An 11898-nucleotide genomic window follows, 5' to 3' on the forward strand; every position below is an offset into this window, starting at 1 on the left:
CTGCATACGATAGTCCAGAAACTCTTGAGAAATAAGAGGCTGACTTCCACCATGTTCTAAACGGCGTAAGCTTTCATATTGATATTTTTGCCAAAATGTAATTGCTGCATATGGGTCGTAGCCTGCTTATTCGAGTATTTCTAGTCCTAATAAATCAGCTTCTCTTTCAATAATCCAAGAAGTTGAATGTCCATTATTTTTTAAACGTGCCAAAGGACCCAGTAACAGTTCAGTTGTCCAACGTTCACGACTATGTTCGCGCACAGCGTGTGCCATTTCATGTGCAATCACGAAAGCTAATTCATCTTCTGTTAAATTTAAGCCCCAATATATACCGGTATGTAGTAATACTTTTCCGCCTGCAAAACCATGCGCATTGAGTTGGGAGCTAATCAGCGCATTAATTTGCCAATCCCAATGACTCGCTTCTGGTCGATACTGATAAGTATGCGGTTTGAGTTGGTTTAAAACATGCGATAAGCGTTGGTCATACACCATCACTCCTCGTTGTTTTAACCGATCTAGCGTGTGTTGATATTCTCGATTTGCCTGACTGTGCCATAGCTGTTGTGGGATGAGAATAAATTGTTGGCGTGTTTGTGACTTTAACTGAGTCGTTTGCATACAGCCGGTAAGATACAGTGTAAAACATAGCAGCAATACAACTTTTAACCATGAAAACTTCATAAAACAGGAGAGTGAGCTAACTGATAAAAGTTGGCTATCATAGTTATTTTATCTAAAAAGTCATCCTGATGTTGGCTTGAAAAATAAACAAATCTTCGTAAAATCTACTATGTATTTGATACAATAAAGATTATATTTTTAAATACTGATAGTTTTTAATTTTTATTTAATAATTTTTTTATATAACTAAAACAGAGTAACACATGTTTCTTAACCATTCGTGACTGGTTTTATGATGTGATGATAAATGCCAATATTGTTTAATGGCATAGGTTGGAAAATCAATAGGCGCACGTAAAATTTTGAGATTGCCACGCGCAAGTAATACTTCACTTAAATAATAAGGAACTGTGGCAATTGCTTCAGTTTCTTGTACCACCAAACCAACACCTAAATAACTGGGTAGACGCATCAGAAAATCACGTTTCACGCCAAGTTTTAACAATTCATTTTCGATGTGGTAATGCCCAATCCCTGCATCAATATCAATATGAGACTCTTGTAAATATTCTTCAATACTTAAACTATTGCCTTTTAAGCGCGGATGATTCTTGGCTGAAATGACCACATAATGCTGCTCAAATAATTTTTGTTGATAAAAACCATTTTCTAAATGGGGTAAAAAACCCATGGCTAAATCAATCTCACCATTTGCCATTTGATAACTGGTCTCTGAGGTCATGGCACGTACATTCAGTTTAACTTTAGGTGCATGTTGTTTGAGATATTTAGAAATCTTAGGCAACAACACTAAGTGTGACACATCGGTCATGGCAATGGTAAATTGCTGTTGCGAATTGAGTTGGTCAAACTGGACGGTATAATTTTGAATCACCTCAAGTTTACCCAACACTTCACTGACCAAGGGAAATAATTGTTTGGAAAGTTCAGTCGCTACCATTTCATTACCAATACGTACAAATAAAGGATCGTGATAATGGTGACGAATTTTATTGAGTAAATTACTGACCGCAGGTTGGCTTAAATTTAAATAATCAGCTGTAGCAGATACACTTTTAAACTTATAAATATAATAAAAAATACTCAGTAGCTTGAAATCCAATTCAAACATTTACTTTCATCTCCCGACGAACTATAGCTGTATATCGCCTGGCTATTTTAACTCAAATTTAGTTTGCATACTGAGTAACTTTTCAACATCTAAAAAGTGTGGCATTGCGCACGCTTAATAAAATTTATTTTGTATTAATAAGCTGTATGAGGATTTGTAATAAAATCAAAACAAGCACTTGGTGTAAAAATTAAAAATTATTTTTTATAAAATAAATTATTTTAAATCAATATTTTATTATTTTTTCGTTAATGTGCTTTTATATCTTTTTATTCAAATATTTAACACTGTGTGTATTTGTTGTGAATAGTCATAAAACTGTAATCGTTAATTTATTCAATCTAAAATGTAGAATATTCATGCATGTTTTGTAAATTTTTGTTGATCTATGTATAATAATTTTAAAGCAAAATAACTATAAAATATCCACAATGGAGGATAACAAAGATGAATATTGCTGAATTTAGCGTGTTATCAGCATCGGCATTAGGGATGATGATTTTGGTCTATAAAATTGGTCAATTATTTTCGTAAAAAAGCCCCTCAAAAGAGGGGTATTTTTACAGCTTACGTTTATCTAATTGTTGTGCCAGATGATCTCCAATCATTTGCACAAACATCACCACGATTACCAAGACCACAATGACTGCAAACATGATTTGCATATCAAAACGTTGATAACCATAACGGTAAGCAATGTCACCTAAACCACCTGCACCAATCGCACCTGCAATTGCTGATGAATTAATCATAGTGACTAAGGTCACAGTAAAACCTGCCACAATACCCGGTAGTGCTTCAGGCAATAACACATGCCAAATAATTTGTTTACGATTACATCCCATCGCTTGTGCTGCTTCAATCAACCCATGATCGACTTCACGTAAACTCACCTCCGCAATACGGGCAAAAAATGGTGTGGCTGCTAAAGTTAAAGGTACAACTGCTGCCCACACACCATAGCTTGTACCCACAATTAAACGGGTGATGGGGATTAAAGCCACCATTAAAATCAAAAATGGAATAGAACGGGTAATATTGACCACCCAACCTAAGGCTTGATTGATGGGCTGTGATGGATAAATACCGTGTGCTGAGGTACTCACTAAGACAACTGCCAAGGGTAAGCCGATCAAAAAGGCCAATAGCCCTGACACACCAACCATGAATAAGGTATCGAGCGTACCTGTGATTAATAGATTAATAAGTTGGTCGTGCATAGCCCAATTCCTCTATTGCTGCAATATGCTGTAAAAGTGTTGATTTTAAAGTGCTTAAATCAAGTTGGGTATGTTGTACCCCAATCACTAATGCGCCCACCAAATGACCTTGAATATAATCAACATGGCTTTGTAGTAATTGCACTGGATGATTAAAACTAGCAAAAATTTGGCTTAAATCATGTGGCTGATTTAAGCGGGCTTCATAGCGCAATTTGAGCACAGTATGGGTGTCGGTTGGATGCAACTCTGAGTGCACATCAAAAGGTAAATCCAGTTGTTCTAAATTAAGCAGTTCTTGTGTAATGGCCTGTTGTGGACGTGAAAACACCCTCCAAACAGCACCTGATTCAACAATCTCGCCTGCATCAATCACCACCACTTCATCGCAAATTTCTCGAATGACTTGCATTTCGTGTGTAATTAATACAATAGTAAGATTTAATTTTTGATTAATTTGTTTGAGTAAATCTAAGACAGTGGCAGTGCTTTCAGGGTCAAGTGCTGAGGTGGCTTCATCGCACAGTAAAATCTCAGGTTGATGAACCAAGGCACGGGCAATACCAACGCGTTGTTTTTGTCCACCGGAGAGTTGTGAGGGATAATGTGCAGCTTTGTCTGTTAAACCCACTAAGCTTAAGGCATCATCAACACGGCTTTGGATTTCGTTGGCATTTACGCCTGCAATTTTGAGCGGTAGCGCCACATTTTGCCAAACATTTTTAGCTGACATTAAATTAAAATGCTGAAAAATCATGCCAATTCTTTGGCGTAATTGAATGAGTTGTTGATGATTGAGTTCAGCTAAATTATGTTCGTCAATATGAATGCTGCCTGATGTAATGTGCTCTAAGCCGTTAAGCGTACGAATGAGCGATGATTTACCTGCACCACTTTTGCCAATAATGCCAAAGATTTTACCTTGAGGAATATCAAGATGAATGTCTTTTAGAGCATGGACTTGACGGCCTTGTACTTGATAGTACTTGTTTAAATTGCGAATTTTAATGTGGGGTGGGGCAAAATCCACCTGTGCGCCAAAACTGACCATAATATTTTTCCTTATTCCCAACCTGCAAACCACATGCCTTGACCAAAGTCACGGTCTAAAATTGCACGAACTTCAACTGAATTTTGAAAAGTTTTGACAAAGGTCGCGAGTTTTTGTTGTTTATCTTCATAATCAACGCGTGTCACAAACAAGATGGCATATTTCTTGTCGATTGGATCTAAAAACAAGGCATCTTGAGGATCTGCCGCTTTGGCAAGCTTTAAATAGTGCGGGTAGCCAAAAGCCAAATCAGCATCATGTAAGGCATGCGCTGTTTGCGGACCTTCAACTTCAATAAATTGTAATTGCTTTGGATTTTCACCAATATCGTTTACGGTATACAGCTGATTTTTTATAGGTTTTAAAGTAATGAGTTGTGCGCGTTGTAACAAAATTAAAGCCCGTGCCAAATTCACAGGATCATTTGGAATCACCACGCGCGCGCCTTGGGGCAAGCTATCAAGACTTTGATATTTTTTAGAATACAGTCCCACATGGCTACCACTACCCGGGGCAAAAGCTGCTAAGTTATAACCACTTTGCTGTATAGCATTGGCTAAAAATACACTTTGCTGAAAGAAATTGGCATCGATATCACCATTTTGCACCGCGACATTTGGAGCATGCCAATCAGAGAATTCTACCAATTTGACCTCAATGCCTTTGGATTTAACTTCATTGGCTACGCTTTGTAATAACTCGGCATAAGGCGGACTAATTCCAATGGTCAATACTTGATTTTGTGCTGTAGAGTGGCTAAAACGATAACCACTTAAGGCTGCAATCACCACAACTAGTCCCAATCCGTATAGCCATATTTTATTATTTTTAATCTTTGACACCATGTTCTCCTATTTCCAACCCGCAAACCAAAGTTTGCTGCCAAATTCAGCATCAAGTGCAGCTTTTACCTTCGGTGAGTTTTGATAGACGTGTACAAACTTGGCTAAGGTATCATCGTGGTCTTGGTAGTCTTCACGTACTGCAAATAAAATGGCATAACGGTCACTGCTATGGTCATCAAATAATAAAGCTTGTTCAGGGTCGGCGGTTTTTGCCATACGTAAATAATGTGGATAGCCAAAGGCTAAATCGACATCATCAATAGCACGGGCGGTTTGTGGGCCTTCAACTTCAATAAATTTCAGATTTTTGGGATTGGTAATAATGTCATTTAAATTAGACAAATAGTGATCTACTTGTTTAAGTTGAATTAAACCGGCTTGTTGTAAAAGCAGTAAGGCACGACCTTGATTGACTGGGTCATTAGGAATTGCCACACTCGCACCTTGCGGTAGATCATCAAAACGTTGATATTTTTTAGAATATAGACCCACATGCGTGGCTGCTCCTTTAGCAAACGCTTTAATTTTAAAGTCTGTTTGTTGTTTAGCATGATCTAAAAAAGGTTGATGCTGAAAAAAGTTTGCGTCGATATCGCCATGATTCAAGGTAATATTGGGAGTATTCCAATCTGAAAATTCAACCAATTTGACTTGAATACCTTGTGCTTTGATCTCATCAGCTGCCACTTGTAGCGGCTTGGCAAAAGATGGACTAATTCCAATCGTGAGTTGTTGTTGGGGTTTTTGATTGATATTCCAAAAACTTAAACCTAAGATCACAGCAGTGACAATAACGCCAATACCAATCAAGGTGTTTTTATTGCTTTTTTGCGTCATGTTATTTTCCAATATTTATGCAGTAAATTGTGGTGGTGATACAACATTTTGATCAATACGGTATTGATGCACCGGATGATTTGAAGGCAGTCGATCGCCTTGTCCTAACAATTTATGGCGTAGGCTACCGTCTTGATATGCAGTTTTATAACGTCCACGACTTTGTAATTCAGGAATCACATAGCGAATAAAATCTTGGTGTGATTCAGGAGCCACCGTGCGGGTTAAATTAAAACCGTCAATACCGGTGTAATCGAGATAAGCGATCAGCTGTTCAGCTACAGTGGCACCACTACCCACAAACAATGGATAACGCCCACCTAATATATGCTGCTGCTTTAAATCGTTGATGCTGATGCTTTGCGCTTTAAAGCGTTGGTTGACTGATGCAATACTGTTGGTTTTTTGGTACGGAATCGCCTCATTTTCGGCATAGCGTGATAAATCAATGCCCACCGAGCTTGAAAAGTGCGCCAATCCTGCTTCGGGGCTGGCATAGGCTTGATATTCGGCTAACTTATCTTGTGCTTGCTTATCTGTTTTTGCAGTGACGACTGTAATGCCCACCAATAATTTGATTTGTGCAGGATCACGCCCGTGGTTGTGTGCCAATGTACGAATTTGCTCGACTTGTTGGCGTACTTTTTCAGGTGTATCTGCACCAATGAACATACTTTCTGCATGTTGGGTGGCAAAATCTAAGCCACGTTTGGAAGCACCTGCTTGAAAAAGTACCGGAGTACGTTGTTGGGAGGGCGCAACTTGAAATACACCTTGGCTTTGATAGAATTTGCCGTGATGAGAAATTGCATGGACTTTGCTGGGGTCAGTAAAAACTCGCGCCGTTTTATCTTTTTGCAGGGCATCTTCTTGCCATGAGCCTTCCCAAAATTTATAGCAAAGCGTCAAAAATTCTTCAGCTTGAGCATAACGCGTATCATGTTCGGTAAGTGCAGTTTGACCGACTAAACGTGCAGCACTGTCTAAATAACCAGTCACAATATTCCAACCTATACGACCTTGAGTTAAATGATCAAGGCTGGCAAAACGGCGTGCCAACTGATAAGGCTGCTCATAACTTAAATTAACAGTAATACCAAAACCCAAATGTTGGGTCACTGCTGCCATAGCGGACACCAATGTGGTTGGGTCATGGCTAGGCAGTTGAATGGATTCTTTTAAAGTTAAATCTAAGCTATTTTGATATACATCATAGCTGCCGGTAATATCGGCAATAAATAAACCATCAAATAAACCCTGTTCTAAAGTTTGGGCTAAATCCGTCCAATAGCTCAACTCGTTAAAACGATGTGATTGATCGCGTGGATGGGTCCATAAACCATGGTTAATGTGCCCAACACAATTCATATCAAAGGCATTGAGTAAAATCTTTTTCATTACAAAGTGCCTCGACGTGGTGGACGTGTGCCATTTAAAGCAAATTTCCCAATAAAATAATATTTCCACCGTGCGGCATCATGTAAGGTATGTACGCGTGCATTGCGCCAAAAACGGTCTAAGCCATCTTGACGCTGACTGCCTCGGCTGCCTGCAAGCTCAATCAATTTTGATGCCGCTTTTAACGCAGTTTCTGAGCTATGTGCACGTACTTTGGCAACTTGTATGGAGGCTTGAGCGACATTGTCAGCATTTGGGGCAGCATAAGCTGCATCAATCGCATCGCTAGCTTGTTTCAGCAGCAATTCACTGGCACGAACATCAACCGCAATACGACCCACCTCATAAATCGTGAGTGGATCTTGTGTCGCAGCATCTACGTTAGCATCTATCCATGGTCGTGCTTGATGTACACGCACCAAAGTTTCTTCAAAAGCTGCGCGTGCAATGCCAACCTCAATTGCAGCATGCATGATTTGTGCAAATGGCCCAACCAAAGTCGGTTGCGTAAAAGCTTGATCAAAAGCAATCACATCGTCTTGATGAACATAGACGTGATCAAATTTTACAGTACCACTGCCTGTGGTACGTTGCCCAAAACCGCTCCAATCATCAATTAACGATAAACCTTCACTGTTGCTTGGAATAAATGCCAAAAACTCACGCTGCTGTTTATCTTTGACTAAGGTGGGGATGCGATGTGCAAAAAGGCTACCTGTGCAATAAAACTTCTCGCCATTAATCAAGAAACCTTGATGGTGAGGTTGTAATGTTGTTTGTTTAATGCTTGAGTTTTTAGGTTTAAATTCTGCTAAAGCATTACCAAAACGCGCGCCGTGTAAGACCTCTTGGTAAAGTCTTTGCTTTTGTGCTTCACTGCCGGTATTACGCAGTACTTCAAGTGCATAAAAATGGTTTTGTGGAATTTGTCCAATAGAACCATCCACACCACTCATTAAGGCAATTACTTGTGCCACAGTAAAGCTTGAAACTTGGGCACCGCCGTAGGCTTTAGGTACTGTAATCGCCCATAAACCTGATTGACTATAAGCTTCTATTTGTTCAAAAGGAAAAATGCGTTTGGCATCACGTTCAATTGCGCCGTGTTTAAATTGCGCTGCCAAAGCTTTGGCAATATCAAGTGCTTCTTGGTCAGATTGAATCACATGTGCATGCACTTTTTTTGTATCTATAGCTTGATATGAGGTCATGCTGTTCTCCTTAAATCCATGCATGGCGTGCAGGTGCAGACCCATTTAAGTAATAGTTGCCAATCGCATGGATTTTCCAACGTACAGGATCATGTAAGGTATGTACGCGTGCATTACGCCAATGTTGATCTAAATTATGCTGACTTAAGCTTGAGCGACTGCCACCAAGCTCAATTAATTTTTCAGAAATATGTAAGGCTGCATCATTGGCATAGACTTTAGCTTCTGCCACTAAAATTGATGCCTGTGCTGCTTGTTCAAAATTTATAGTGGCTAGGCTTTCAAGCTGATCTAAATAATCGGCAGCATGATCAAGCAACAATATTGCGCCATCTAACACAATCTGTGCACGTCCAACCTCTTGCAAGATGTAATGTTCAAGACTTGCTTGTTCAACACCGCTATCAACAATCGGGCGGGCTTTATGTACTGTGCTTAACATATCTGCAAAAGCTGCTTCGGCTATCCCTACATCAATTGCAACTTGTAACAGTTGTGAATAAGCACCACGATAATTGGGTTGCTCAGTTAAAATACGTTCGTCAAAAATAAGGCTTTCATCTACAGCAACCTGATTGAGTTTGACTGTGCCACTTGCTGTGGTTCTTTGCCCAAAACCATCCCAATCATCAACAACTTCTACGCCTTGGGCATAACGATCTACCAAGGTTAAAACCACATGCCCTTGAGGATGCAATGCTTTAATTGCCAGCCAATCGGCAAATACACTACCAGTTGAATAAAATTTTTCACCTGTTACAAAGTATTGACCCTGTTTGAGGCTTAATGTTGTGGTTAAAGTTTTAGTGTCTTTGGTGTTTTTTTCAGGTCCACCATTGGCTAAACGTTTGCCTTGTAAGATTTGCTCAAACACAAATTGTTGTTGTGCTTGTGTTCCCATCAGCTCAATGAGATATAACAAGCTAATTTGATTTTGTGGAATTTGCCCTAGGCTTGAGTCAGCCTTATTTAAAATACGAAATACCTGTGCCAAAGTTTTGTGAGAAACACGTGCGCCACCAAAAGCTTTGGGAATACGCATGCCACCTAAGCCCCTTTGACTAAAGGCATTGATTTCTTCAACGGGCAGTTGGCGATTTTGGTCACGTTGATTACGGCCGCTTAAAGCCAAATCAGCGACTTGGTAGGCAGCATTCAGGGCATCTTGATTACTGTGGAGGCGTTTCACTGGTGAATATAAACTTGTCATATGGCATTCCTTTATCTAATGCCAACACTGTAACGAGAATACTATGCTGCTAGAAATGCTGATTTATGCACAAAATAGCAAAAAAAATATTTAGAAAAAAAAGCCATAACCAAATTCAAAAGACGTCTAAGCGCATGCCTTGATTTATCAGATTACATCTAAACTCCACTTTAGAGCTAAAAAATTAAATTTATTAAATATCAATATCTTAAATAATTATTTATATGATCTAAACCCCCAATTTAGCTGTATGTATATGTCTAATACAATGACAAACTTATTAAAATGCTTTGACCAAACTAAAGGTTTTGATTTTAACCAACCGGAAACTGGTTTACATGTATTTGTGGAGGTTGAAGAAATGATAGATTGAGCTGTTAAAACATCATGTAAAGTTTCAAAAGGCCTAAACACACTCAATAGTATTGCACTGTGAGTTCTAAAAATGGTCCGATCATATGATCTAGCTTTTATATGTCTTGTATTTAAAACACAGCTTTAGTTGACTGATCAGCATCCTCAATACTTGAAACCTAATGACTCAAAAGCTTAGAAGGAAAAACTAAGGTGAGCAATTTTGCAACTCACTGTATAGTTTGTAAGCGTAAAAGAAGTGTCTACTTGGACAATTTGGACAATGATTTGAAAATCTTCTTGATGATCGTATTTTTTTTGCTCAAAAAATCATGGCACAAACCATAAATGATCTATGGATTAAAACTTCATAAAGGGACATAAAAAGCCTTTAAAAGCGACCGAGAGAGAGCTTAGCTCATCAACGTGTATTGTAGTTGACTTATTAGATTTTATTCTTAGAAGGCTAGTTTAAAAATCAATTATGTTATGTGTTTTAAATACAAAATTCACCCAATTTCCACCAAATTCAATACAAGTTGACTAAAATGGTTGGTTTTTTATTTATTAGTTTATTTAATAAATAGTAACAATGTAATACATTTATATATGCGTTCTATGTACATGTAATGTTAATACAAGTCGTCTAGACATGAAAAAGAATTACAATTTTATATATTTTTATATTGTTGAAATATATTAATATTTTTTTAGCATTATCATCTTAATGCAATATGACGAGTCTAAAGTAGTTCGGTTTGCAAGTGAATTTAGTAGCGCATTTAATAAATTTAATACAAAATGATATTAGAATTATTAAATATTTTTGTAAAATCAAGAAACCAAAAGGATTGCAATAAATCATCTAGCAAGACTTTTCACTGCTACTTCATAACAAACCAATTTTAAAGCTATAACCAAGGGTGCAACCATGATTATCAAAATTCTAGGACTACTTACTCAACCACTATCGTATGTGTTAAGTAATACAGTACAAGCCCTCAGCGGTAGTTCATCTTCAAAGAATGATCCGATTAATGATCTTAAAACACAATTTACACAGCTAGGTTTAGAAAAATCTACAGTTGATGTTGCAGTTTCTGCCCTCAATAGTGGAAAGCTGAGCGCACCTTTTGCAACTGATTTGGCACAGCAGCTGAAAGCTGGTGCGATCTCTGTCACCTTTGCGCAAGGTATTGTAAACGGAATTGATTCAGGCAAACTTTCTGCACCACTTGCAACTAATTTATTTGACCAGGTTACTGCAGGCCAAATACCAGGTGAGTTGGTGACTAATATCTTTAGCGGATTGGGTTTAACCTCGCTTAATCAGACAGTTAAGACGCTGACCAATACAGTAGATAATGTTGTAGATAATCTAACTGATGCAGTAGATACATTGGTAGGTGGTCTAACACATGCTTTAGGTGGACTGCTAGGCGTATCTTTAGATGGAGTGAATCAGTTAGTAGGCGGAGTAACACAAACTGTAGATGGTTTGGTTGATGCAACGACTGATGTGGTAGATACTTTGGCAGATGCAGTCTTTGCCAACAATTTATTGGTTAAATTATTGCAAGGTTTAACAGGTGGTGATCTGCCTATAAATCTAGTCACAGACTTGCTCGGCGGTTTAACGAGTGGCTTACTCTCTTTGGGTGTGCTTAACCATTTGCTTGATGGCTTAGGCAACGGTATTTTATCACTTGATTTTGTTGGTAATTTACTTGGTGGTGTAAATGGCGGAATTTTATCTTTAGATGTATTGGGTAATTTGGTTGAAAGCTTAACGCAAGGTTTGTTGTCTTTAGATTTAGCCAATGGCTTATTAGGCGGCTTAACAGGCGGTTTATTACCACTTGACCTCGTGACTAATCTTCTGGGTGGTTTAACAGGTGGCTTATTGTCGCTTGATTTAGTTACGGATTTAGTTGGCGGTTTAACCAACGGTCTATTATCACTTGATTTAGCCAATGGCTTATTAGGCGGCTTAACAGGCGGTTTATTACCACT

At 38.5% G+C, this 11898-nt stretch carries 10 protein-coding genes; 1 reads left to right on the forward strand and 9 read right to left on the reverse strand.

Annotation, left to right across the window (positions count from 1 at the left end; genetic code table 11):
- Positions 1 to 126 precede the first annotated feature (126 nt).
- The 9 genes from Q0017_RS08060 to Q0017_RS08100 form a co-directional block, all read right to left on the reverse strand.
- Positions 127 to 624, reverse strand: a complete 498-nt coding sequence (locus tag Q0017_RS08060) for a M48 family metalloprotease (RefSeq protein WP_298145119.1) — start codon at positions 622 to 624, stop codon at positions 127 to 129.
- 241 nt (positions 625 to 865) lie between these two features.
- A complete protein-coding gene (locus Q0017_RS08065; RefSeq protein ID WP_298145121.1) occupies positions 866 to 1759 on the reverse strand; it encodes a LysR substrate-binding domain-containing protein in 894 nt (297 codons plus the stop codon).
- 560 nt (positions 1760 to 2319) lie between these two features.
- Complete coding sequence (locus tag Q0017_RS08070; protein WP_298145124.1) at positions 2320 to 2979, reverse strand: methionine ABC transporter permease; 660 nt, start codon at positions 2977 to 2979, stop codon at positions 2320 to 2322.
- Positions 2960 to 4030, reverse strand: coding sequence for a methionine ABC transporter ATP-binding protein (locus Q0017_RS08075; RefSeq protein ID WP_298145127.1), 1071 nt, complete (start codon positions 4028 to 4030; stop codon positions 2960 to 2962). The genes Q0017_RS08070 and Q0017_RS08075 overlap by 20 nt, the downstream gene beginning before the upstream one ends.
- 11 nt (positions 4031 to 4041) lie before the next feature.
- The gene (locus Q0017_RS08080; protein ID WP_298145130.1) at positions 4042 to 4875 is read right to left on the reverse strand and encodes a MetQ/NlpA family ABC transporter substrate-binding protein; all 834 of its coding nucleotides are present in this window, start codon (positions 4873 to 4875) and stop codon (positions 4042 to 4044) included.
- Positions 4876 to 4881: 6 nt separating this feature from the next.
- Positions 4882 to 5712: a MetQ/NlpA family ABC transporter substrate-binding protein gene (locus Q0017_RS08085; protein ID WP_298145133.1), complete on the reverse strand. Its 831-nt coding sequence runs from the start codon at positions 5710 to 5712 to the stop codon at positions 4882 to 4884.
- A 15-nt stretch (positions 5713 to 5727) separates the two neighbouring features.
- Complete coding sequence (locus tag Q0017_RS08090) at positions 5728 to 7110, reverse strand: LLM class flavin-dependent oxidoreductase (RefSeq protein ID WP_298145137.1); 1383 nt, start codon at positions 7108 to 7110, stop codon at positions 5728 to 5730.
- Positions 7110 to 8321 (reverse strand): SfnB family sulfur acquisition oxidoreductase, encoded by a 1212-nt coding sequence (locus Q0017_RS08095; protein ID WP_298145140.1) that lies wholly within the window; start codon positions 8319 to 8321, stop codon positions 7110 to 7112. The genes Q0017_RS08090 and Q0017_RS08095 overlap by 1 nt, the downstream gene beginning before the upstream one ends.
- Before the next feature lie 10 nt (positions 8322 to 8331).
- Complete coding sequence (locus tag Q0017_RS08100; protein WP_298145143.1) at positions 8332 to 9531, reverse strand: SfnB family sulfur acquisition oxidoreductase; 1200 nt, start codon at positions 9529 to 9531, stop codon at positions 8332 to 8334.
- A gap of 1285 nt (positions 9532 to 10816) precedes the next feature.
- Here Q0017_RS08100 and Q0017_RS08105 point away from each other — a divergent pair.
- A partial coding sequence (locus Q0017_RS08105) for a hypothetical protein (protein WP_298145145.1) occupies positions 10817 to 11898 on the forward strand: 1082 nt, incomplete at its 3' end.

This window comes from uncultured Acinetobacter sp. (assembly GCF_947624825.1).
Taxonomy (GTDB): domain Bacteria; phylum Pseudomonadota; class Gammaproteobacteria; order Pseudomonadales; family Moraxellaceae; genus Acinetobacter.

Excerpts from the sequence above, each read along its gene's own strand:
- Q0017_RS08060 (WP_298145119.1), bottom strand. The coding sequence starts at position 624 with ATGCAAACGACTCAGTTAAAGTCACAAACACGCCAACAATTTATTCTC.
- Q0017_RS08065 (WP_298145121.1), bottom strand. The coding sequence starts at position 1,759 with ATGTTTGAATTGGATTTCAAGCTACTGAGTATTTTTTATTATATTTAT.
- Q0017_RS08070 (WP_298145124.1), bottom strand. The coding sequence starts at position 2,979 with ATGCACGACCAACTTATTAATCTATTAATCACAGGTACGCTCGATACC.
- Q0017_RS08075 (WP_298145127.1), bottom strand. The coding sequence starts at position 4,030 with ATGGTCAGTTTTGGCGCACAGGTGGATTTTGCCCCACCCCACATTAAA.
- Q0017_RS08080 (WP_298145130.1), bottom strand. The coding sequence starts at position 4,875 with ATGGTGTCAAAGATTAAAAATAATAAAATATGGCTATACGGATTGGGA.
- Q0017_RS08085 (WP_298145133.1), bottom strand. The coding sequence starts at position 5,712 with ATGACGCAAAAAAGCAATAAAAACACCTTGATTGGTATTGGCGTTATT.
- Q0017_RS08090 (WP_298145137.1), bottom strand. The coding sequence starts at position 7,110 with ATGAAAAAGATTTTACTCAATGCCTTTGATATGAATTGTGTTGGGCAC.
- Q0017_RS08095 (WP_298145140.1), bottom strand. The coding sequence starts at position 8,321 with ATGACCTCATATCAAGCTATAGATACAAAAAAAGTGCATGCACATGTG.
- Q0017_RS08100 (WP_298145143.1), bottom strand. The coding sequence starts at position 9,531 with ATGACAAGTTTATATTCACCAGTGAAACGCCTCCACAGTAATCAAGAT.